Source organism: uncultured Gordonia sp., from assembly GCF_937858515.1.
Taxonomy (GTDB): Bacteria; Actinomycetota; Actinomycetes; order Mycobacteriales; family Mycobacteriaceae; genus Gordonia.
The window spans coordinates 1-24,215 of sequence record NZ_CALLZT010000056.1 but is presented as its reverse complement, the minus strand read 5'-3'; the positions used below and the strand labels follow the sequence as shown (position 1 = coordinate 24,215).

Annotated in this window: 16 protein-coding genes; 7 read left to right on the top strand and 9 right to left on the bottom strand. The window is 66.3% G+C overall.

Annotation, left to right across the window (positions count from 1 at the left end; all coding sequences use genetic code 11):
* The first annotated feature begins 18 nt into the window (after positions 1–18).
* Genes Q0627_RS04490 through Q0627_RS04480 form a run of 3 tightly spaced genes read left to right on the top strand, consistent with a single transcriptional unit; the run spans position 19 to position 6,671 of the window.
* Positions 19–480: a 5' nucleotidase, NT5C type gene (locus Q0627_RS04490; RefSeq protein ID WP_291016300.1), complete on the top strand. Its 462-nt coding sequence runs from the start codon at positions 19–21 to the stop codon at positions 478–480.
* Positions 481–531: 51 nt separating this feature from the next.
* Positions 532–3,390 (top strand): PD-(D/E)XK nuclease family protein, encoded by a 2,859-nt coding sequence (locus Q0627_RS04485; RefSeq protein WP_298807945.1) that lies wholly within the window; start codon positions 532–534, stop codon positions 3,388–3,390.
* Positions 3,387–6,671 (top strand): exodeoxyribonuclease V subunit beta, encoded by a 3,285-nt coding sequence (locus tag Q0627_RS04480; protein WP_298807942.1) that lies wholly within the window; start codon positions 3,387–3,389, stop codon positions 6,669–6,671. Before Q0627_RS04485 ends, Q0627_RS04480 begins: the two co-directional genes overlap by 4 nt.
* Here the strand turns inward: Q0627_RS04480 and Q0627_RS04475 are convergent.
* Positions 6,661–8,400: an ABC transporter ATP-binding protein gene (locus tag Q0627_RS04475; RefSeq protein WP_298807939.1), complete on the bottom strand. Its 1,740-nt coding sequence runs from the start codon at positions 8,398–8,400 to the stop codon at positions 6,661–6,663. The genes Q0627_RS04480 and Q0627_RS04475 overlap by 11 nt on opposite strands.
* The gene (locus Q0627_RS04470) at positions 8,397–10,991 is read right to left on the bottom strand and encodes an ABC transporter ATP-binding protein/permease (RefSeq protein WP_291016290.1); all 2,595 of its coding nucleotides are present in this window, start codon (positions 10,989–10,991) and stop codon (positions 8,397–8,399) included. The genes Q0627_RS04475 and Q0627_RS04470 overlap by 4 nt, the downstream gene beginning before the upstream one ends.
* Before the next feature lie 213 nt (positions 10,992–11,204).
* On the opposite strand from Q0627_RS04470, the gene Q0627_RS04465 reads away from it, so the two are divergent.
* From Q0627_RS04465 to Q0627_RS04450, 4 genes are all read left to right on the top strand, one after another.
* Positions 11,205–11,810, top strand: a complete 606-nt coding sequence (locus tag Q0627_RS04465) for a hypothetical protein (RefSeq protein ID WP_291016287.1) — start codon at positions 11,205–11,207, stop codon at positions 11,808–11,810.
* Positions 11,811–11,851: 41 nt separating this feature from the next.
* Positions 11,852–13,141, top strand: a complete 1,290-nt coding sequence (locus tag Q0627_RS04460) for a competence/damage-inducible protein A (protein ID WP_291016285.1) — start codon at positions 11,852–11,854, stop codon at positions 13,139–13,141.
* 163 nt (positions 13,142–13,304) lie between these two features.
* The gene (gene helR / locus Q0627_RS04455) at positions 13,305–15,434 is read left to right on the top strand and encodes an RNA polymerase recycling motor ATPase HelR (RefSeq protein WP_291016283.1); all 2,130 of its coding nucleotides are present in this window, start codon (positions 13,305–13,307) and stop codon (positions 15,432–15,434) included.
* A 135-nt stretch (positions 15,435–15,569) separates the two neighbouring features.
* The gene (locus Q0627_RS04450) at positions 15,570–16,610 is read left to right on the top strand and encodes an NAD(P)-dependent alcohol dehydrogenase (protein ID WP_291016280.1); all 1,041 of its coding nucleotides are present in this window, start codon (positions 15,570–15,572) and stop codon (positions 16,608–16,610) included.
* On the opposite strand, the gene Q0627_RS04445 is transcribed toward Q0627_RS04450, so the two are convergent.
* From Q0627_RS04445 to Q0627_RS04415, 7 genes are all read right to left on the bottom strand, one after another.
* Positions 16,607–17,203, bottom strand: coding sequence for a 4Fe-4S single cluster domain-containing protein (locus Q0627_RS04445; protein WP_291016277.1), 597 nt, complete (start codon positions 17,201–17,203; stop codon positions 16,607–16,609). The genes Q0627_RS04450 and Q0627_RS04445 overlap by 4 nt on opposite strands.
* Before the next feature lie 13 nt (positions 17,204–17,216).
* Positions 17,217–18,038, bottom strand: a complete 822-nt coding sequence (locus Q0627_RS04440; RefSeq protein WP_298807931.1) for a helix-hairpin-helix domain-containing protein — start codon at positions 18,036–18,038, stop codon at positions 17,217–17,219.
* Positions 18,022–18,240, bottom strand: coding sequence for a DUF2997 domain-containing protein (locus tag Q0627_RS04435; RefSeq protein WP_291016271.1), 219 nt, complete (start codon positions 18,238–18,240; stop codon positions 18,022–18,024). Before Q0627_RS04435 ends, Q0627_RS04440 begins: the two co-directional genes overlap by 17 nt.
* A complete protein-coding gene (locus Q0627_RS04430) occupies positions 18,237–18,704 on the bottom strand; it encodes a hypothetical protein (RefSeq protein ID WP_291016270.1) in 468 nt (155 codons plus the stop codon). The genes Q0627_RS04435 and Q0627_RS04430 overlap by 4 nt, the downstream gene beginning before the upstream one ends.
* The gene (locus tag Q0627_RS04425; protein ID WP_291016268.1) at positions 18,704–20,371 is read right to left on the bottom strand and encodes an AAA family ATPase; all 1,668 of its coding nucleotides are present in this window, start codon (positions 20,369–20,371) and stop codon (positions 18,704–18,706) included. The genes Q0627_RS04430 and Q0627_RS04425 overlap by 1 nt, the downstream gene beginning before the upstream one ends.
* A 58-nt stretch (positions 20,372–20,429) precedes the next feature.
* A complete protein-coding gene (locus tag Q0627_RS04420; RefSeq protein WP_291016306.1) occupies positions 20,430–22,412 on the bottom strand; it encodes a CocE/NonD family hydrolase in 1,983 nt (660 codons plus the stop codon).
* A 180-nt stretch (positions 22,413–22,592) separates the two neighbouring features.
* Complete coding sequence (locus Q0627_RS04415) at positions 22,593–23,924, bottom strand: DUF1524 domain-containing protein (RefSeq protein WP_291019213.1); 1,332 nt, start codon at positions 23,922–23,924, stop codon at positions 22,593–22,595.
* Positions 23,925–24,215: the final 291 nt, after the last annotated feature.

Below are 24,215 nucleotides of genomic sequence, written 5' to 3'. Positions count from 1 at the left end.
CGCAGGCATACTGCGCTTGTGAAGAAGATCCTGTACGTCGACCTCGACAACACCCTCGTCAACTTCCAGTCCGGCATCGACAGGCTGTCCGCCGCCGACCTCGCCACCTACGACGGCCACTACGACGACGCCCCCGGCATCTTCGCACTCATGGACCCACTCCCCGGCGCCATCGAGGCCTTCAACGAGCTCAGCGAACTGTTTGACGCCTACATCCTGTCGACGGCGCCCTGGGACAACCCGTCGGCATGGACCGACAAACTGCTGTGGGTACACCAACACATCGGCGCCGACGAGGGCACGCCTGCCTATAAGCGGCTGATCCTGTCGCACCGCAAGCACCTCAACGCCGGCGACTACATCATCGACGACCGCACCAAGAACGGTGTCAGCGAATTCCAAGGCGTCCACATCCATTTCGGGCAACCCGGATTCGAGACGTGGGAACAGGTCGTCGAACACATGCGGCCACTGGCGTAACGAGAGCTCGTTGCGGCCGGAATGTCGGACCCCTCGGGCATGATGGGCGCCATGATCTTCGACAGGGTGGTGGGTGCGGTTGCGGAAGCCAAGGGTGGACATCCGCTGGCTTCGGCGACGGTTGTGGTGCCCAATCATGCGGCGGGGCGGGATGTGTTGCACGCGTTGGCACGTGCGGGGGCCGTAGCCAACACGAGCATCGTGACGGCGGGGCAGATTGTGGAGCAGTTGGCGGCGCCGGTCCTCTCACCTCGGCAGGCGTTGCCGTATCCGCTGCTCGAGGCGGCAGTCGCGCGGGTGCTCGACGAACGGCCCGGCGTATTCAAGGAGGTGGCGGAGGCGCCGATCACGGCGCAGGCACTGGCGCAGGCGTCGTGGCAGCTCACCGAACTGGCCGAGCCGCGGATCGAGAACCCGACACCACTCGTCGACGACCTGTTGCGCATTCACCGCGAAGCGCTGGACGACGAGCTCACCGGCAGGTACTTCCTCAAGCATGAGGCGTATGCGGCAGCGGAAGCCGCGGCGTCGTCGCTGACCAACGTGGTGGTGTTCGCACCGACCCGCGACAATCCGGCGCTCGACGGGCTGCTCGACACCCTCAGCGCCGGGGGCACCGTCATCGAAACCGATGGCGACGTCCTGCCGACGCAGATCATCCATACCTCCGACGCCGACGACGAGGTGCGGGCGGTGGTGCGGCTGATCCGCAAACATCTCGCGGCCGGAACACCCGGGCACCGCATCGGCGTCTACTACCCCACCCCCGACCCGTATCTCGGCTTGCTGCACGAACATCTGCCCGCCGGCCGGATCACGTTCAACGCGCCGCTGCACCACACGCTCGCCGATCGGCCCGCCGTGCGAGCCCTGCTCGGGTTGCTGAGCATCGATCCAGCGATCATGCCGCGGCGTGATATTCTCGACTTCTTCGCCGAAGGCGTGCTGCGTCGCCCGCAGGTTCCGGGAGCCGAAAGACCGGTCAGTCAACGCAAACTCGAACTCATCACGCGCGAACACCGCAAGATCGTCGGCGGCGACGACTGGCACCGGCTCCCCGAACCACTCCCCGACGACTCCTACGTCGGCGACACGTTTCCCGATGAGACCGCGGCCCTGTACGACCACATCATGTCGCTGAAAGCCGACCTCGTCGCACTCGGTGAAGCCAACACCTGGCACCAGGCGTCCGAGCAATTGATCATGCTGCTGGACAGTAGATTTCACGGGTCATCCGAGCACGTGGCGACCGACATCGTGACGCTGCGCCAGGACTCTGCCGCCCTTGCTTTCATGGACGAGTTCGCGCCACCACCGACCATCGAACGCATCCGCGACGCCGTGGGCGTCCGCATCGATTCACATGGCGGCAAACACGGGAAGTCCGGTACCGGCGTCACCGTCGGCGCACTCGCCGACGCCGCCGGCCGGGACCTCGACGTCGTCGTCATCCTGGGCGCGGCGGAGGGATTGCTGCCGGTGCCGCGACGCGAAGACCCGTTGCTGCCTGCCGAACTCACCGGACACACCCCCGGCGACGCTATGGACGCTCAACATCGCAACTACCGGGCTGCACTCGCGACAGCCCGAACCGAACGAGTGGTCACCTTCCCCCGCGGCAGCCTGCGTGGAGGTGCCGAACGGGTACCGAGCCGCTGGTTGCTGCCCGCGCTCGGCGCACTCGCCGGCACCGCTGTCGACGTCGTCGGCTGGCAGAAGCAAACCCAGGGTGCCGACCGGATCGTCGTCGTCGAATCCTTTGATGTGGCAGCTCAAAACGCGAATCCTAGGATCGGAGCGTCAGCGGCGTCGGAAACCGAATGGCGGCTGCGTGCGCTCGCCGCGGTACCCGCCGAACAGCGGCAGACGGTTCTCACCGATCCGATCGTCTGCTCCGGAATGCGGATGCGCAGCGACCGGCTGCGAGGCAGGTTCACCCGATTCAACGGCAACGTGCACGACGTCCGCGATCTGCTCACCGTCTTCGATAATCCGGTGTCGCCCACCAGACTTGAGGACTGGGTGAAGAGCCCGTACCGCTTCTTCCTCACCAGTGTGCTCGGCGCGAAGGAACTTCCCGACCCCGACGAGGCCACCGAAATCGACGCGCTCACCCGCGGAAATCTCATCCACACCATCCTCGAACGGTATGTTATCGGCACTATTGACGGTGCAGCACAATCACTTTCCAGGCTCACCGACATCGCCGACGATGTACTCGGCAGCGCCGAACGAGACAATCCCGGGTGGCTCGGGCACCTGTGGGCCCGGGCACGCGGCACCATCATGTACGACCTGCGCGAATGGCACAGGCTCGACACCGAGGACCACTCCGACGGCTGGACCCCGACCCACGCCGAGCATTCCTTCGGGCTTCCACCCAAGGGCCGGCCGTACTCCGAGCCACACGTAAACCCCGCCATCACTCACGATCTCGGCGACACCACCATCGCCTTCCGGGGTTCGGTCGACCGCATCGACAAGCACCGCGATGGCCGGGTCCGCGTCACCGACTACAAATCGGGACAGCGCAAGCCGTACAGGGACATCAGCCCCGACAGTCCCACCCATGACGGGACTCATTTCCAGCTACCCGTATACGGCCTGCTCGCAAAGACTTTCGGCGACACTGTGAGTGCCCGCTACTGGTTCATCACCGGCAAAGGCGGATTCGATGAGATCGGCTACGCGCTCACCCGCGATGTCGAAGACATCCTCACCGGCGACCTGCAGTTGGTGCACGACATGATCCGCGCCGGCTACTTTCCACCCCGCACCCCCGACACCTGGTGGGCCGATCCCATTCTCGACCTCGTCGGCAAAGCCGGCCTGCAACGCGCCTGGGCCAACCTCGAGCACGTTCCCGAGATCACCGACTACGTCGCGAAATACGGAGCCGCGCAATCATGACCGCACACGGAACCACCATCGAAGAAGATCTCGACGACGCAGATGCCCGCACCCGCATCACCGAGGACACCACCGCCACCCTATTCGTCGAAGCCGGTGCCGGCAGCGGAAAAACCCACTCGCTGGTGCAACGGATCTGTCATCTCGTACTCACCGACGGCATCGAGCTCGATCGGATCGCCGCGATCACGTTCACCGAGAAGGCGGCAGCCGAACTGCGTGAGCGGGTCCGTGTCGAACTCGCCGGACACACTTCTCCCGAGTCGGAACGGGCTCTGCGACAACTCGATACCGCAGCCATCGGTACCCTGCACGGCTTCGCCGCCCGCATCATCGGCGAACATCCACTCGAAGCGAGGGTTCCACCACGCATCCAGGTTGTCGACGCCATGGGTTCGCAACTGTCGTTCCAGCGTCGCTGGCAACGGATGCAGCAACTGCTATTCACCGACGAGGCGCCCGATGTCGTGGCCGAGGCCATGCACATCCTCATCGCCACCGGTGTGTCGGTCAACCAGATACGCACTCTCGCAGACGGTCTCGACCGCAACTGGGACCGGCTCGACCCCAGCGGACAGCTGCCGGATGTCGAGGACGCCGATATCGGAATCATCGTGCGGGAGGCCGAATCCATCTGCGGTTGCCTCACCGACTGCCGCGACGAAACCGACAACCTGGCCCGTCAGGTGCACCTGCTGCAAGAATTGCTGATCCCATTGCGCGAGGCGACGGACGCCACCGGGTGGATACCGATCGTCGCCTATTGCCCCGGACCCGGCAACGGCGGCAAGGGCGCCAACTGGGTGGGCGGCACCGCGCAGGTCAAGGAGATCAAGGCCCGCATCAAGGACCTGCGGGACAAGCTGATCCCCGGTGTTCTGAACGGTCTTCTCGACGGGGCATTGCGGATCGTCGTCGACTACATGTCGGGGCTGATCCGCGAGGAGGCCGACGAACGGCGCCGTACCGGGCAGTTGGAGTTTCACGACCTGCTCGTCCACGCAGCGGAGGTCCTGAGGGAGTCGTCCGTCGCCGCGGCCACCCATGAGCGGTACCAGCGGATCCTGCTGGACGAGTTCCAGGACACCGACCCGCTCCAGCTCAAACTGGCGCAGCGGATCGTAGCCGGCGCCGGCGCCACAGACACTACCGGCGCGGGCGCCGCAGATACTACCGGCAGGCTGTTCACCGTGGGTGATCCCAAGCAGTCGATCTACAGATTCCGGCGCGCCGACATCGCGGCGTATATGGGTGCGCGCGAACAGGTTCCGGTAGGTGATATGGTTCAGCTGACCACCAACTTCCGGTCCACCCGCGCCGTCATCGACTGGGTGAACCGGGTATTCGGCAGGCTCGTGCAGGCGCAGGGACACGTGCAGGCCGGGTACGTCGAACTGGCCCCGCGCCCCGACCGGCCGCAGCGCGCGACCTATTGGGGTCCGGCACCTTTCGTGTTCTCCGACAACAGTGACCCCACCCCCGACGAGATCGGACTGAGCAAGGCCGATCTTCCGCGCACGCGCGAGGCCCGCGATGTGGCCCGCATCATCGCCACCGCCACCGAGGAGGGCTGGTGCCATGAGAAGCGTCGGGGCCCACGCGACTACGATCATGTGCCATTGAAGTGGAGCGATATCTGCATTCTCATCCCGTCGCGTGCGGTGCTGCCGTTCCTGGAGAAGAGCCTTGACGCGGCGGGAGTCGAATTCCGTTCCGAGGCATCGAGTCTGGTCTATTCGACACAGGAGGTGCACGACCTGCTGGTGACCTGCCGAGCGCTGGCCAACACCGCCGATTCGGCGGCCATCGTCGCAGCCCTGCGTACTCCGCTGTTCGGCTGCGGCGACGACGACCTGCTGCGGTGGCGACGCGCCGGGGGACGGTGGATCATCCACCTCGACCCACCTGACGGACTCGCCGATTCACCTGTGGCACAGGCATTCACATACCTCAAAGGACTGTCACGGGAGATCGGTGGCCTGAACCCGGGTGCGCTGTTGTCGCGGCTGGCCACCGACCGGCGCGTGTTCGAGGTGTCGATGGACTCGCCGCGGCATCGCGACGTGTGGCGGCGGCTGCGGTTCGTCATCGACCAGGCCCACGCCTGGTATGCCGAGGACCGGGGCAGTCTGCGCGACTACCTCGACTGGGCGGCCACCCAATCCGACGAGAACGCCCGCGTCGCCGAGACCGTGCTCCCCGAGATCGGGGTGAACGCGGTGCGCATCATGACCATTCACGCCGCCAAAGGTCTACAGTTCCCGATGGTGATCGTGGCCGGGATGAGTGGCGGCTTCCGCACCGATTCCGAACCGGTGCTGTGGGATTCGTCCGACGCCCTGCAGGCGTACGCGAGCAAAGCTGTGCGCACCGCCGGATACGACGCCGCGGACGCAGCGGAGGATGCGCACACCGCGGCCGAGAAGGTCCGGTTGCTGTATGTGGCCTGCACACGCGCCGAGAGTCACCTCGCAGTGTCCGGATATATGGGCTCCCGGAGTTGCTGGGGCGCTATCCTCGCCGACGGACTCGACGACACCGACGCCGTCATGCCCGAACTCGTCGACGCCCGCCGCCGGGACGAGGACACCCCCACCGGTGCCGAACCGCAGAGCTGGGACGACTGGCTGGCCGAAACCGAACGGGTGGCCGATATGTCGGCCCGCCGGTCGTCGTATTCTGCGACGCACCTTGCCCATCGCGAAACCGATTCCGCAGCAATGCTGCTCGATTCCTACACCGCGGGTGGTCTCATCGCCTCCGGTCGTCCCACCCCGATCGCCGGTGGAACGGGTAGCAAGCAAAGCGGACCGTTGCTCGGCATCGCCCTACACACGGTTCTTGAAGCGGTATCGCTCGCTGACGGCACCGACGACGCTTTCCGGGAGACCGCCCGCCGCATCGCAGGCGAATATGGCCTGGCCGACGTGGATTTCTTTGTGGACCTTGCCTGTTCGGCGATCGCAGCCGATCCCGTACAGCACGCGGGAATGCGCCCTCATTGGCAGGAGATGCAGCTCGCCGGGATCGGTCCCGACGGGACGACCGTCATCGAAGGCGTGGCCGACCTGGTCTACCGCGACGACGACGGGGCCCTCGTCATCGTCGACTACAAGACCGATGTGGGCGTGAAACAGGAGACGCTGGAAGCATATTGGGCGCAACTGTCCATCTACGCCGACCTGATCCGGCAGGCCACCGGTGAGTACGTCAGCCGCCTGGAATTGGTCTTCTGTCGCCCCGGCGATGCCGTCGTAGTCTCGCGCTCGTTCAGTCGGTGAGTTTCCAGCCGGCGCTCGCGCCCTGACGTTCCCAGAACTGCGCGAACAGTCCACCCGCGGTGAGGAGTTCGCCGGGGGTGCCCTGTTCGGCGATCTGTCCGTCGTCGATCACGATCACCTGATCGGCGTGCCGGATACCGGCCTGCCGGTGGGCGACGATGATGCGGGTGCGCGCCACGTCATCGGCAGACAGCGCATCCACGACGGCGCGTTCGTTCTCGTTGTCGAGGGCACTGGTGGCCTCGTCGATCAGCAGCACCGGCGCCGGCTTGAGCAGGGCGCGGGCGATGCTGATGCGCTGGCGTTCGCCTCCCGAGAGCACCGAGCCGCCCTCGCCGACCTCCGAACCCAGGCCGTCGGGCAGGCGGCCGATGATCTCATCGACGCGAGCGAGACGTGTTGCGGCCGCGACACGTTCAGGACCGGCCGACGGGTCGCCGGCGAGGACGTTCTCCTCGATGGTGCCCTGGATCAGATACGGCTCCTGGAACACCACACTCGACAACGCCCGTCGCGCCGGCAGTTCAAGGGTGGCCACGTCGACACCGTCAAACAGGATGCGGCCGGACTGCGGCTCGTGCAGGCCCGCGATCAGCCCGAGGATCGTCGACTTGCCCGACCCTGAGGCACCGATAATGGCTGTGGCCGAACCGGATTCGATGGTCAGATTCAGATTCGCCAGGATCGGCCGATCGTCGCCGTAGCCGAAGGTGACATTCTCGAACACGATCCGAGGGGCCGTCCGGAGATCGGCCTTGGCTGCCGAACCCTCTTGTGGTCCATCGGTTTCCGCGTTGAGAACCGAACCGATCCGGTTCAGCGTCAGGCGGGTGGTCTCCAGACCCGCGCCGAGTTCGGCGAGAATCGTGAACGGTTCGAGGTAACGTACCGCCACCACGATCAGCGCCACCGACTCGGCCGGGGACAGATCGCCGCGCACTGTCAGCCAGGCGGCAGTACCGGCGAGCGCGAACAACGCCACCTGGCTTGCGACACTGAAGATCACCTGGCCCGGGATCTGGAACAGCAGCAGCTTGGTCATCGCGCCGTGCTGGCGGTCCAGAGCATCGCCGACGAGGCTACGTTCGGGTTCGGCGCGCCGCGATACCCGCAACGCCTCCTGAGTGCGGGCGAATTCGATGACCCGCGCGTTGAGCTCTGCGTTCGCCTCGTCGGCGACGGTGTCGGCCTTCTTGGTGATCACGGTGGACAGCCACTGCGCACCCAGCAGCAACGGCACCCCGGCGAGCGTGACCAGCGCCAGCTGCCACGCCACCCCGAACAGGGCGATCCCGATCGCCGCCGGCAACAGCACCGCACCGGCCACCGGCACGATCAGATACACCACCAGCCCTGCCAGATCGGGTCCGGTGGCGGCGATCGCCTGCCGGGCATCGGCGGTGTTGGCTGTGTTGAACCAGGTCAGCCGCACCCGCGACAGCCGTTCGGCCACATCACGCTGCGCGTTGTCGACGATGCCGAAACCGACGTCGAAACCGGCCCGCGAGGTCATCCGGTCGATGATCCAGCCGACGATCGTCGACGCCGTCAGCGCGCCGAGCCATACCAGCGCCTTGTCGTGGTCGCCGTCGAACAGCCCCGACAGCAGCGGCACCAGGAACACCACGCTCACCGCGCGGACGATTACCGACAGCACCGTCAGGACCGCGAAACGGCGCAGGAAACCGGTGTAGACGGGCGGAATCAGAGCCAGCACTGTGTGGATCATCGTTGTGCCCCCAGGGTCAGGTCAGATGCGTCGGTGGTCTCGGGCGGGGCTTCCAGGCAATCCCAAAGAGCCCGATATCGGCCGCCTGCCTCGATCAGTTGGGCGTGGGTACCGGTTTCGGCGATCCGGCCGTCGTCGAGGACCACGATCTGGTCGGCGTCGACGATCGTGTGTAGCCGGTGCGCGATCACCAGGACCGTCCGGTCCCTGGCCAGCCTGCTCAATGATTGCTGCACAAGGTATTCCGATTCGGGGTCGGCGAAGGCAGTCGCCTCGTCGAGCACCAGGATCGGTGCGTCCGCCAGCAGAGCGCGGGCGATCGTGAGACGTTGCCGTTCACCCCCCGACAGCGCGGCGTCGGGACCGAGGTACGTGTCGTAGCCGTCGGGCATCCGTTCGATCCGGTCACCGATGTTGGCCGCACGTGCCGCGGCCTCGATACGGTCGCGGGAGGCATCCGGTACGGCGAGGGCGATGTTCTCGGCGACCGTACCTGCCACGAGTTGGGTGTTCTGCAGGACGAAACCGAGTTTCCGGTACAGCTCGTCGCCGTCCATCGACCGGATGTCGCGACCGGCGATAGTGATAGCGCCCGTGCTGACGTCGTAAAAGCGGGCCAACAGTGCCGCCAGCGTCGACTTGCCCGACCCCGACGGTCCCACCAGCGCGGTCACCGTTCCCGGTGTCAGGCGCAGCGAGATGTCGTGCAGCACCGGGGTGTCCTTGCGGTATCCGAAGCCGACGTTCCGGAACTCCACATCGCCACCGGCATCAGACACCGGAGCGACCGGAAGGTCCGTGAGTTCGGGTTCTTCGAGGGTGGCCTGGATGTCACGGGCGGCGACCGTACCGGTGCGCAATCCCGAAAGGCCGTAACCGATCCCGAGCAGACGTGCTCCGAATGTGGTGCCCAGGAACAGGAACGGCAGCAGGTCGACCGGCTCGGCCCACCCCCAGATGACGAAGAGCGTTCCGGTGAAACAGATCAACCACAGGAACGTGGTGGGCCGGGTGACCAGGTCCATCAGGGTCTTCGCCTTGATGAACGGGCGCTGCCAGTTGTCGAGAAACACGATGTACTCGTCCAGATTTCGCTGGAAACTCGACGCCATCGGACCACCGAAGACGCGGATCACCGGCTGCGCCTCCAGATAGGCGGCGGCCTCGCCGTTCATGTGTTCGGCCCACTTCTGCGCCTGCGGGATCTTCGGTCCCGACTGCGCCATCATCCGCCACATCACCACCACATAGGTGAGGACCGGAATGAACATGCACAGCGCTATTCCCCAGTCGACGGTGAACAGGTAGATCAGCACCGCGATCGGGGTGATGACGGCAGCGACGGCGTCCACCACCACGTGCGTCACCAGATAGTGCAGGGCCAGGGTATTGTCCTGGATCTGCGACTTGATAGTGCCCGAGTTTCGGGAAGTGAACCAGCCCAGGGGTATTCGCGCCATCTTGCCGAGCAGGCGATGTCGCAGATCGCGGGAGAAGCGGGCGTCGACCAGATGCAGCCACAATTGCAGCAAGAATTCGAGCAGCAATCCCGCACCCAGCAGGCCGAGCGCCCAGAAACCGATATTCCACAATTCCGACGACGGCGCATCCCGCAGAATCCGCCGAGAGAGCTCGACCAGCAGCAGGAACGGCGCCAGCTGAAGGAGTACCAGGATCACCTGCGCGATACCGGCGAGGATGAGTGTCTTCTTGAGCGGCGCGATCAATCGGCCGGCGCCCGCGGCGTTCCATTCGCCCTGGACGGCCGACGGTTCCTGAGTGGACGCGGCAACGGGTTCGGCGACCGGTTCCGGCTCGACGGCCTTCGCCTGCGCGGCCGCCTCGGCTTCGGGATCGCGTTCCTTACCCATCGCCTTGCCGTGCGCCCAGTACGCCTGCGCGTGTGTCTCCGATTTGGGGAATCCGAACTCCTTGGCGCGTTTGCGCACCTCCTTGAGCGTGCCCGATTCCGGACACACCCACAGATACCAGTTGGACCAGTCGCGATTCTCCAGCGCCGCCGCCACCGATATCGCATCCACGCGCGGCACCCAGTGCGTGCGCAGTCGCGGATGTTCGGGGAGCGGCAACTCGTGGTCGAGCGGGTCGTGTTCCTCCAGATACAGCTCGATCGGCAGGTCGTCGGGAATCACGTCGACGACGGTCCGGATCGCCGGCAGCGACGCCGAGTCACCGATGAGCAGATATCCCTCCGGGCGGCCGACGGCGGGAACCTCGAACGGCATCGCGCTCATCCACATCACGGAGATCTCGGCGCCCGGTTCGACCGTCGCCGCCCACTTCGACGCCGGTCCGGCGGGCTCATGCAATACGAAGTCGATGGAGAATTCGCCCGTTTCGGGCACGGCGTCGACGAAGGTGTAGCCGCGCTGGAACTCCTTGCCCTCCCCGTCCGGGAACCAACCACGCACGAACGCCGTCGGGAACGCCTCCGCCTCGGTGAACAGCGTCTGCGACACGAACCAGATCCGCTTGCAGTGTGGCGTAATATCCTGCGCGCCAGTGACTTTAGCGATATGGTCGCGGGCACCGAAAGCACGCATCAGCGCCCCGTTGAAACCCCTCGACATGACGTCCTCCCACCCATCCGATCGCAAGTAAGGCAAGACTCACCTTAGATACCCCACCCGGGTAACAACAATCCCCCGGGCGCATTACACAGGTTCGGTAGGCATCAATCCGGCAACGGAAACAACATGTACGTTCGTAATCCAGACATGGCACGGAGGATTTGGCAGAGTGAGCAGCACGAAACTTCACTACCGAAAGGCATCGGTTATCCCATGAAACTTCTTCGACGCATCGGCCTGGCGCTCGGCGTCACCGCAACAGCCACCGTCCTCGCCGTCGCGGCCGGCACCGCCGACGCGGCTCCCGTGTCGGGCGCCAACCCGACCGCCGTCACCACCGCTATGCCCGGCAAACTCACCACATCGCTGACGAATGCGACATTCCTCCCCTACAGCGGCGGCGACACCCTCAAGGTCGCCAACCGCAGCGGCAAGATCATCGAGCAGGTTCCGCTGATCTTCCCGATCAGCGGCGTCGACGTCCCCGTGCGAGTACAGATGAGCGCCGACCGCACCAGCGCCACACTGGTCCCGGTCATCACGCCGCAGACACGGGCCGCGATCTTCACCGACGCCAAGCCGTACGCGTCGAAAGCTCAGGCATACCAGCGCATGATGCGTGAGCTGATGATCGGCTGGAACAACGGCGGCAGCCTTACCGCCGCGATCGGTGCGATCATCGGCCTCGTCCTGGGCTGCGCCACCATCATCGGTTGCCTCTGGGTCGCCGGAGTCGGTGCCGTGATCGGCGGGGCCATCGGCATCAACATGGCCAACCCACGGGCCTTCCACGCGGTTCTGAACTGGCTCAACGCCTGATCTGATCGGCGTGTACTCACCCACCCGATAGGGTCGGATGGGTGAGTACACGCGCAGGGATCGTCGTCACCGGAACCGAAGTGCTGACCGGCCGGATCGCCGACCGCAACGGGCCGTGGGTGTCCGAACAACTGCTGGGGCTCGGTGTCGACGTCGCGCACATCACCGTCTGCGGCGACCGGCCCGACGACCTCACCGCACAACTGCGGTTCCTCGTCGACGAGGGTGTCGACCTGATCGTCACCACCGGCGGACTCGGACCGACCGCCGACGACCTGACCGTCCCGACCGTCGCCGCGTTCTGCGGGCGCGAGTTGCGGCATGACCCCGACCTCGAATCGCACATCACCGACATTCTGCTGCGCTGGCGCGGTATCGACGGTCCGCTGCCCGAAGCCGCCGCGGCAGGCGTTCGCAAGCAGGCGTATGTGCCCGAGGATGCCCGGTACATTCCGCCCACCGGCACCGCGCCGGGGATCGCCATCGCTCGTACCGATGGCTTGCCCGCGATCATCGTGCTGCCCGGCCCACCTCGCGAACTGCAGGCGATGTGGCCGGCTGCGGTCACAACCGATGCGTTCGCCTCCGTGACCGCGTCGCTGCCGGTGTTCTCGTCGGAGACGATTCGCGCGTACCGGCTGTCGGAGGCAGAACTGGCCGAGACTTTGCGGCTGGCCGAGCGCGATGTGGCCGGGTTTTCGGCACTGGAGATCACCACCTGCATTCGGGCCGGGGAGATCGACATGGTCACCCGGTTCGCCGATGATGGCCGATCGCCCTATGCCGAGCTTCTCGATCTGATGACCGAACGTCATGACGGGCAGATCTTTTCCACCGACGGGTCCACCGTCGACGACCTGGTGGCCGCGGCGTTGACCGGGCGGATGATCGGGACCGCCGAATCGTGCACCGGTGGGAAGATCGCCGCCCGGCTCACCGACCGCGCCGGGTCGTCGGAGTATGTGGCCGGCGGGGTGGTGTCGTACTCCAACGAAGTGAAGACGAACGTGCTCGGGGTGCCGGCCGCGATGATCGCCGAACATGGTGCCGTCAGCGAGCAGGTGGCCGAGGCGATGGCAGACGGGGCCCGACGGGTGCTGGGCACCGATATCGCGGTCTCCACCACCGGGATCGCCGGGCCGGGCGGGGGATCGGCCGAAAAGCCCGTCGGCACTGTTTGTTTCGGCGTTTCTGTCGATGGTGCGCCGACGCGGACGCTGACGATCCGGTTTCCGGGAGACCGGGCGATCGTTCGTGCGCTGACAGTGACGGCCGCGATGCATCTGATCCTGGAAACCGTCGGGAGCCTGGCGTCACCGGACCCTTCGTGACCCTCGCTCACGAAGGGTCCGGTGAGAGACACGTATGAGGCGACCACCTCGAACGGCGGATTTCTTTCCCCTTTAACGGTATATCGCGGATGGGGGCTTGCCGCAAGGCCCCCGTGGTGGTGCACAATCGTTTCTCCCGCCGCCCACGAGGAGTACACGCCACATGCAGAGTCCGTTCCTTCTATCCGAAAATGTTGCCTACAAGGGTGATTCACAGTCCATTGCCGGCGATGTCGCACATTTCGCCGCCATTGCAGATGCGTTCGCGCATACCGTGGCCACTCTGGAGAACCGTCTGGACGCGCTCCGGAAAGCGCCGGGCGGGGCGGGGCATCATGCGATGGAACGGGATATGGAGATCCACCGCACCCACGCCCGGCTGGCGACCATCCGGCGGTACGGGCTCGACCTGTGTCTGGGCCGGATGGTGGCCGGTGACGGCACCGTGACCTACATCGGACGCCTGGGGGTATGCGGCCCGACCGGTGAGCAACTGCTGGTGGACTGGCGGACCCCGGCGGCCGAACCGTTCTTCGCCGCCACCCTCGCCGAGCCTCGCGGCCTGACCAGCCGGCGGCGTTACCGCTGGTCACAGGGGTCGATCGTCGACTTCTGGGACGAGTCCCTCACCGCCGACACTCCGCCGGGTCTGATTCTCGACGACGATTCGGCATTCCTGGCGGGCCTCAGCGGCAGCCGCGGTGAGCGGATGCGAGATGTTCTCGGCACCATCGCCGCCGACCAGGACGCGATCATCCGGGCCGGGTCTTCGGGCACCCTCGTCGTCGACGGTGGGCCGGGAACCGGGAAAACCGTTGTCGCACTGCACCGTGCGGCGTATCTGCTGTATGCCGATCCGCGCCTGAGCGGACATCGGGGTGGGGTGCTGGTGGTGGGTCCGCACCGGCCGTACCTGTCGTATGTGGCCGACGTTCTGCCCGGGCTCGGCGAGCAGGGGGTGTTGACGTGCACCGTCGCGGATCTGGTTCCCGAAACGGCCGGGGCGATTGTCGAATCTGATCCCGTTGTCGCGCAGCTGAAGTCGTCGGTGGAGATGGTCGGCGCCATCGAGCCGGCGGTGCGGTTCTACGAGGACCCCCCACGTTCCTCGCTGACCGTCGGCACCGATTGGGGTGAGTTGATCCTCTCGCCCAACGACTGGGCCGAAGCATTCGGCGAGGCTGATCCTGTTGTGCCGCATAATGATGCCCGCGACGCGGTGTGGGAGAAGCTGCTGGAGATCGCGGCCGATGCCCTGCCCGATATCGAAGAGTCCGAACTCGGCGAGGTCCGATCGTCGTTGCGCCGCAACAGGGTTCTGACCGGGGCGTTCAATCGGGCGTGGCCACTGCTCGACCCCGCCGACATCATCGGTGATCTGTGGACGGTGTCGGCATTCCTGTCGATGTGCGCACCATGGCTTGATCGTACTGAAGTACTTGCGCTGCAACGGGATAACCCTTCGGCGTGGACGACGTCGGATCTGCCGCTGCTCGACGCGGCCCGTCGGCGCATCGGCGACCCCGAAGCCACCCGGCGCCGGCACCGGCATGCCGCCGCGCTCCGGTCCGAACGTTCCCGCATGGACGACGTCATCAATGACGTGATCGCCGCCGACGACAGCGAGATGCGGGTCGCCTCCATGCTGCGCTCGGCCGACCTGCGCGACGCACTCGACGACGACACCGTCTCGCCCACAACCGATCCCGACGAACTCGCCGGGCCGTTCGCGCATTTCATCGTCGATGAGGCACAGGAACTCACCGACGCACAATGGCAGATGCTGATCAGCCGGTGCCCGTCAAGGAGTTTCACCGTCGTCGGCGACCGCGCCCAGGCCCGCGACGGATTCACCGAGACGTGGACGCAGCGTCTCGAACGGGTCGGCTTGCACGGCATCCGTATCGCCGGCCTGTCCGTCAACTACCGGACCCCGGCCGAGATCATGGCCGAGGCCGCTCCGGCGATCCTCGCGGCGATACCCGACGCCAACGTCCCCCGGTCGATCAGGTCGAGCGCGATCCCCGTCACCCGTGCCGGGGTCGACGACCTCGAATCGGTGGTCGACGGGTGGCTGCGTGAACACACCGACGGGACCGCCTGCGTGATCGGCGAATCCGTGACGCTGCGCCGACCGCGGGTGCGTTCACTGACTGCGGGCACCGCCAAGGGGCTGGAGTTCGATCTGGTGGTGTTGGTGGCGCCCGGCTCGTTCGGCGACGGGGTGGCCGGCGCAGTCGACCGGTACGTGGCGATGACGCGGGCGACGCGGCAACTGGTGATCCTGACCTGATCCGGGCGCGCGGCCGCGGCACGGGACTTACGTCCCCGATATGCCCGAGTTGGTCCCAAGCAGCCGCATCGGCGCATCGGCGCGAGTAGAACCAAAAGGTGAGGTTGACGTCATATTTGAGAGGCACCCCACGCCATGAAGGCCATCCAGTTCATCGCCCCCGGACAACCACCCGAGCTTCGCGAGGTGGACAAACCATCGCCCGGACCCGGGCAGGTGCTGCTCAAGATCACCGCCGCCGGTGCCTGCCACTCCGATGACTTCGTGCTGAACGCGCCGGCCGGTGCGTTCAGTTACCCGCTGCCGATGACGCTCGGCCACGAAGGTGTCGGAATCGTTGCCGAGGTCGGGTCCGGCGTGCGGCTGTCCGAGGGAACCGCGGTCGCGGTGTACGGGCCGTGGGGCTGCGGCGCCTGCTACCGGTGCGCCCAGGGGCAGGAGAACTACTGCCTCAATGCGGCCGAAATGTCCATCACTCCACCGGGACTCGGCACCGACGGCGCGATGGCCGACTATCTTCTCATCGACAACGCACGCCACCTGGTGCCGCTCGGTGACCTTGATCCGGTCACGTCGGTGGCGCTCACCGACGCCGGACTCACGCCCTACCACGCGATCAAACCGTCGCTGGCCAAGCTGGTCGGCGGTACCACCGCCGTCGTCATCGGTGCGGGTGGTCTCGGACATGTCGGTATCCAGTTGCTGCGGGCTCTGACCCCGTCGCGGATCATCGCCGTCGACGTCACCGAGGAGAAGCTGGCGTTCGCCCGGGAGGTGGGGGCGCACGAGACTGTCCTGAGCAATGCCGACACGGTTGCCGAGGTCCGCAAGATCACCGGAAAGCAGGGTGCCACAGCGGTATTCGATTTCGTCGGATATCAGCCGACCATCGACATCGCGATGGGCGTGGTCGGGGTGCTCGGCGATGTGGTGATCGTCGGACTCGGTGACGGCGTGGCCGCCGCCAAGGTCGGCTTCTTCTCCCAGCCGTACGAGGTGTCGGTGCGGTCCCCATACTGGGGCACGCGTGGTGAGCTGATCGAGGTACTCGATCTGGCCCGCGACGGCGTTCTCGACGTGGAGGTCGAAAGGTTCAGTCTCGACGACGGTTTGGAGGCGTACCGGCGGCTCGCGGCGAATGATCTGCGGGGGCGGGCGGTCGTGGTCCCGGACTAAGACCTCCGGAAGTCGTCGGCCAGGAGGGCGTCGAGTTGGTCGGTGGCCGCCCAGCCGTTGACCGTGACCTCGCCGGAGGCGGCCACCCGGACCTCGATGCGGTCGGGCAGAGCGGTCAGCTCTGCCTCCACGTGCCGCAAGCGATCGGTGAGGAAGTGAAACTCCTGATTGGTCGAACCCACCCACGGCCGCCCGATGTCCGGGCGGTCGGCCAGATACGGCCCTGACACCAGAAGGTCAGTGGCACACAGCAGTTCAGCGGCCCCGTCGGGGGCGCCTGCCGCGGTCAACTCACGGTAGGTGAAGCCGCTGAACGTCATCACCGAAAGCCCTTGGGCGGCGACGAGGGAGGCGAACCGGGCCAGCGGGCGGGCCTGTTCGAAGGGTTCGCCGCCCAGCAGGGTGACCCCGTCGATACCCGGTACCGCCAGCGCGCGGGCCGCGAGTTCGCCGGCGTCGATGTCGGTGCCGCCATGGGGACCCCACAGATGCGGATTGAAGCAGCCCGGGCAGCGGATGGAGCAGCCCTGCACCCAGACGGCGAACCGTCGGCCCGGGCCCTCGGCGACCGTGTCGTCGACGACCGCGCCCACGCGTATCGCCCAATCAGATATCAAGGATCCGGCCCCCAGGTGGTGGTGGGGGCCGGTAGCCCGAATCCGGTTGTGTGGGCCCGAAAGTCACCGACCGCAGGCGCGCCAGGTGATGCGGGGGGAGGCCCGTCGATGCGGCCAGGTCGTCGAAATCGCGGAAACCACCGGTCCGGGCGCGGGCGGCGATCACGGCGTCGGACTGCACTGTGTCCAGTCCGGTGGCTGCGGCCAGTTCGGGGGCGGTGACGGTGTTGATATCGACGACCGAGGCGGGTGTGGGTCGCGGTGCGACCGGCGGGCCAGGGGGGGAGTAGTCGGGTGTGCCGGGCAGGGTCTGCACCGGGGTCTGCGGCGGCGGATACGCCGGCTGAGCGAACTGTCCCGGGCCGGGAGCAGGTTGCGGCACCAAACCCTGGGGGCCCATTCCCTGCGTGCCGACGCCGTGGGTGCCGACGCCGTGGGTGCCGTAGCCGTACCAGGGCCCCTGCGCCTGCCGCTGCGCGAGGCGCACCAGGTACTCGTTGCGTAGCGCCAGCCCCGCCAGCAGGTGTGCGATGCACGAGGCGATCATCACCCCACCCGCCCAGTCGGGGACCTCGTCCTCAGCATTCTCGAACGCGAAGAGGCACACGCACACCGCGATCGTTACCACCGTCGACACGGCCGCGATGATGTTCCACTTGCGGTTGCGGACCCTGCCCGCGGCGTAGATGAATCCGGCGCACGAAAAGATCCCGCAACACACGATCGGCGTGGCGATCCACAGGCTGTGGATGATACGCCAGTTGCGGTCGGCGAGCCGGGAGGCGACCGCAGGATCAGTGGTAAAGCTCATCCGGATCCTCCACGGTGTCGTGCTCAACAGCTGTGGCCCGGTAGTAGTCCTGCGTGAATTCGCTGGTTTCGGTGTGTGCGTCGAGCAGATCCTCCAGGAGCGCGATCTGATCGAGACAGGACGGCCCGACGATACCGCGGGTTTCGGCGCGCACCGAACCGTCGGCGGCCACCGTGAGCACGATCTGCTTGTGGGTGCTCATGCGCCGGCCGCCAGATCGAGAACCACGGTGACCGTGTCGTTGTCGTCGACCGATTCCGAGGCGATGCTCATTCCCGCCAGCGGTGCCCGCTCCCGCAGGCGGGTCAATACCGCCTGTTGCACCCGGAGTCCGTACGCGGTGTCGATGGCGGTGACCACTTCGGCCACCGACTCTTCGGTCGTGCCCTCGCCGAGAAAGTCGACCTGCCAGGCCCCGCCTGCGACGGCCGGGTCTCGGTGAAAGCGGGCGGACACGTTGCTCCATTGGGCGACGAGTGCGTCGTCGGTTTGTGAGGTGACCACGGCGCCGGTGTCGGTGAGAGCGCCGGTCAGCAGATCGACGTCGCGCATCCGGGTGGACACGCCGATGACGGTGCGTCCGTCCATCTCCCGACGTTGACCACGGCCGGCGACCCAGGTGGCGGCCGCCACGGCCGCGGGAATCAGCACAATTGAGATACTCACTAGAAATCCACTGTCCTTCCCCCACGTGTCGTGGGATCTGTTGGTACCAAACGAAGTTGGGGTCCGGAACCGTCCTTCTCCGCAGGTGCCGTGCCGGCGTCCGGGCCGGCGGTCGTGTAACCGGTGCGGTCCTCGGCCGATGTCGCGGCCACTGCCCGGTCGGCGGCCCAGCCGCGGATCGCGGCGATCTGCTCGGCCTGCGTCACCGACAACGGCACCATCGTCGCGATCGCGCGCCGCAGATCCACCCCGGTCATCGGCCGGCGGTCGCTGAACGCGTCGAACAGTCCCGCGATGACGGCCTGTTCGATCTCTGCGCCGGTGTAACCCTCGGTGAGGTCGGCGAGTGCTTCCAGCAGTTGCGGGGTGATGCCCAGGCCGGCGGCCTTGTTGTCACGTAACCGCTTGTGCAGGTGCAGTTCCCAGATGTCGCGGCGTTCGGCGGCGGTGGGCAGGTCGACGAAGAAGATTTCATCGAAGCGCCCCTTGCGCAGGAACTCCGGCGGCAGCGCGTCCACCTTGTTGGCGGTCGCGATCACGAACACCGGTGCCGTCTTCTCCTGCATCCAGGTCAGGAACGACCCGAATACCCGCGTCGACGTCCCCGAATCGCCACTTCCCATGCCGGAGAAGCCTTTTTCGATCTCGTCGATCCACAGCACGCACGGCGCGGTGGCCTCTGCAGTGCGGATGGCGGTGCGCATGTTCTGTTCCGACGACCCGACGAGCCCGGAGAACACCTTGCCGATATCCATCCGCACCAGCGGCAACTCCCACGCGGCGGCGATCGCCTTGGCGGTCAACGACTTTCCGCAGCCGGGCACACCCGTCATCAGCACACCCTTGGGTGCGGACACCCCGTATTCGGCGGCCTCGGCCAGCCACGACCCGTCGCGTTTGCGCAGCCACCGTTTCAGGTTCTGCAACCCGCCCACGTCATCGAGGTCGATGTCGACGGACTCGAACTCGAGCAGCCCCGCCTTGCGAACGGTCTGCCGTTTCTCCTCCATCACCGAATGCACGTCGTCGGCGCCGAGCCGGCCGTCGTTCACCATCGCCCGCGCGAAGGCGTTGGTGGCCTCGTTGAGGGTGAGCCCGAGCGCGGCCTTGGCGAGCCGTTCGCGGCCCACGTCGTCGGCGGCGATCGCGATCCGGCCACCCGCGTTGGCCGCGATCATCCCGTCCAGGACAGCCCTGATCTCGGTTTCGGTGGGCAGCGGAAAGTCGAGGAGCGTGATGTCCTTGTCGAGTTCCGGCGGGATCCGCAGGATCGGCGACACCAGGATCAGGGTCCGCGCCACCGCTCCGGCCTGCAGTTCGCTCGCCAGGTCGCGCAGGGTGCGCACCAGCGCCGGGTCGGCGGGCCGCCGGTCGTCACCGAGGAAGGCGTGCAGATCCCGCATCACCAGCACCGACGGCTCCTGATTGCGGCGGAACCACTCCAGCGCGGCCCGCGGGTCGCCGGTACCCGACGCCTGCTTGCCGGCCTGGTCTACGACGCCCGCAGTGGTCGACCAGGTATGCACCGCCCGCGCCGTGCGGACCTTGCCGCCAGCCCCGGATACCGTGGCGATCTCGGCCAGCACCCGGTGCTCCTCGAACGACTCGACGTAGAGGATCGGGAAGCGGGCGCGCAGGGTCAGCGCGAGGTCGTCACGGAAGCTCACCCGCTCAGACTAGTCGCGCCGATGCCCAGCCCGCGTCGATCGATCAACTGTCACCGAGCTATCGCAAAGTGGCGGAGATCGGCAGGTTCACGAAACTCGGCCGCGTCGGGTCGAGCTGGATGTGCTGCGGCTTGAGCTGCGAGGCGTTGAGTAGCGGACGCAGCGGCAGACCACGCGGCATGTTCATCGCGAACACGTCGACCCGCAGCCGGTGACCGGCCTTGATCAGGGCCTCGGTGGGCAGCAGGCCGATGTCGATGGCCACCGGCTTACCGGGGGTTACCGGCTGTCGTGAACTCAGCGTCAGCTTGAGATACGGGTCGATCACGTCGCCGTTGGCGGCGAACTCGGACTTGGCCGCATCGTAGGCGCGCAGCGACGTCACCAGCTGACCGGTGGAGATGACCTTCGACGTGCCATTCGGTGCGACATCGTTCAGGGTTGCCACCCAGTAGCCGTCGGTGGCGTCGTGGACGGTGTTCAGGCGCACGTTGGTGTAGCCGGACACGCTGCGGGTGGTGGGCACCGGGGCGCTGGTGAACGTCAATGCGTCGCGTTCGGAGAACCGGGCGTCGTCCGAACATACCGGCAGGATCGCCACCACGCCGATGGTCTGCTGTGCGCTGTCCCGCGAGCAGATGGTGGCCAGGCCCGGCGAAACCGTCAGTCGCCCACGCGAAGTGGTCCTTGCCACCTTCAGCGAACCGTCGCGTACCGCGTACGGCGCTGTGCCCGAACGCTTGTCGCTCAGGTACAGGCGCTGACGCTGCATGCCCGCGCGCGGGAACTGATCGGCACTGATCCACTTGTCGCCGACCTGCTTGAGGGTGACGGGCGAATACCTGTCGATACCGTTGTCGATTCCCTTGAGCCACTTGTCGAACCAGGCCTTCTGCAGCACGTCCAGCCGGGGCGGGGTGCCGTTCTTACCGGACTGGCGGGCGCCGATGGTCAGGTGATAGCCGTCGCCCATGATCAGCTTCTTCTGGCTCGGCGGCAGCGGAATCTGATTGAACGCCCTGACCTCGGTGTTGGTGAACAGATCGAACCAGCCGCCGTAGATCATGGTGGGCACGGTGATCTTGTCGGCGCCCGACAGCCACGAGGAACGTTCGTCCGAATTGGTCTCCAGCAGACTCTTCAGGTTCGGCGGGATCGAGGCGATGTTCGGTGTCGACAGCGCCGCAAAGAGCTGCGGGTAGAAGGTACCCGGCTCACTCATCCTGTCCGCCAGCCACTTCCAGTCGAAGTTGCCTGTCATCATCGATGCGACGTTGGGGATCAGCTTGGTGGCGTTGACCAGGGTCAGCCACAACGGCAGGAACCCGACACCAAGTGCGCCGCCCGGCGCGACCACGTCACGGATCAGGTCGCCACCCGGCTCGACCGGGAAGATCGCCTTGAGCGCCTTGGGCGCCATCTTGGCGGCGTAGATCTGGTTGATGCCCGAGTACGACACGCCGGACATGCCGATCTTGCCGTCGGACCACTTCTGCCTGGCAGCCCAGTTGATGACCTCGACGGTGTCCTTCTGCTCCCGGCTCTTGAAGGTCTGCCACTTGCCCTGCGAGAAGCCGGTGCCGCGGACGTCGACGACCACCTGGGTGTAGCCACTGCGGATGAGGTCGTAGTCGGCCATCATCGTCTTGGCGCCGCCGTCGCGCATAGTGCCGATCAGGTCGTCGGCGCCGCGCAGTGGTCCGGTCAGATGAATCTTGGACACCACCTGCTCCATGAACGGCTTGAGGACCGGGTGTTCGGTGACCGCGGTGCCCAGCGAAGTGAGTAGCTTGGTGTACGGCGTCAGGTTGACGATCGTCGGGGTCTTGGTAGCGATGGGACGTTTCCGCGCATCCGCCGGTCGGTAGATGTCCGCGCGCAAGACGGTGCCGTCGCTCATCCTGATCGGCACGTCGGTCTGGATACTCACGCCCGCGTACTTCTTCTGCTTGCTGTCGTGCGAGGCGGTCCACTGCCTGCCTGCCGCGCCACCGGTCGGATCGGCCGATGCGACACCCGCACCGCCCAGACCCACGGCCATCGCCGCCACCGTCGCCAATGCCGCCGACCGCACACCGATCATGCGACGAGTTCCCCACAACCCAGCCATATACTCACTACCCTCCGCGAACCGATACGCGATATCACATATCCGGGAGGACAATAGCAGTTGTCGGCGTCACATCATACGGATGTCCCGATTTGTATGACCCGAATCGGACTATTCACACGCGACGCCGTCGCCGTCCCGGTCCAGTTTGCGTGAATAGCCCGGTTGCCCTGCATAGATCGGATCGGCCCCGGCGGCCCGGACCGCCGAGCAGTTGGCGTAGTAGACACTGCCGCCGCTGTCGGGAACCTCTGTCGTCTCGGGCACGACCGTCGGTTCCGGAACGACCGTCATTTCGGGGGTGACCGTCTCCTCGACGGGGAGCTCGACCACCCGGTTCGGGGTCCGGATGGGTGTGTCGGTCGTCGTCGTCGGCGTACGTGTCCGGGTCCGGGTCCGTTCGGTCTCGGTGGCTCGTTCGGTCTCGGTGGTCCGGGCGGGGGCCTCGCTCGACGTGGTCGAAGATTCCGTGATCGTCGCGCCGCAGGTCTCGAGGACCCGTTGCATCGCCGACTTCTCCGCGGTTGTCACCCAGAGGCGATATTTGGTCTTGACGTCGATCTGCCGCGACACGTACGTGCATCGGTACGACTTCTTGGGCGGCAGCCACGTCGCCGCGTCACCGTCGCTCTTGCGCGAGTTGGTGGGTCCGTCGGTGGGTTGCAGGTTGATCGGGTCGTTGGCGAGGTCGCGGCGTTCGTCGGCCGACAGTTTCTGCGCACCCTTCTGCCAGGCGTCCGACAGGGCCACGATGTGATCGATCTGCACCGCGGACGAGGACTTCTCGCCGCGCACGAACTCGATGTCGCGGCCGGTGTACGGATCGCGCAGCGTGCCCGACAGAACGACGCAGTCGCGAGTGCCGGGCTTGAAGGTGACGTCGTCGAGACCCTTGAGCATGTCGTTGCGGGTGTCGCAGCCGTTGTGGCCGCCCTCGACATCGACGTCGTCGGACCAGCGGCTGCCGAACTCGTCGCGGCTGTAGCCGGTCTTCGGAGCGCGGCCCTTGACGTCGAGTTCGTCGAGCTTGCCCAACGCCACCATCGCCTCGCGGCCCTGCATCCGGGTGCCGGTGGCCACCGCCGACGGACTGGCCGACGACGAACTCGACGAGGTGGTCGGCGGCGTTGTGGTGGTCGAGGACCCGGCGACGGTGTCGACGGTGCCCGCATCGTCATCCGGGGAACCGACAAGCCCCGCGACGACGATCAGCCCGACGACGGCCGCGCCCACGACCGCGAGCCACTTCCATTTCGGTGACCGGCGGCGCGGCGCACCCGGTGCACCACCGGTGACCGGCGACGGCGGCGGATACGGCGACGCACCGTCCTCATCTGCGAAGCCGTCGGTCCATCCCGACCCGTCCCACCAGCGCATCCGGCCACTGCCCGCCGGATCGGCAAACCATCCCGCCCCCGGCAAACCCGATGACATCTCTCGCACCCACTCCACTCTCACACCCACGCCACTCGCGGGCCATTCCGCACCGGCACCAGGTTCTGTACCGTCGTAGGCGCCAGAATTGTTACACAGGCACGGCAGCCGCCCGGGTGTCATCCGCTTCAACGATGTCCGGTCTTTCCGTGTTCGCATAGAGTGGCGTCTGTTGAATGTCGGCACGACAGACGTCGGCATCACACCGTCGGCACCACACACCACCACATCAACGGAAGGCTATACACAATGGGCGTGAGCCTGAGCAAGGGCGGAAATGTCTCGCTGACCAAGGAGGCC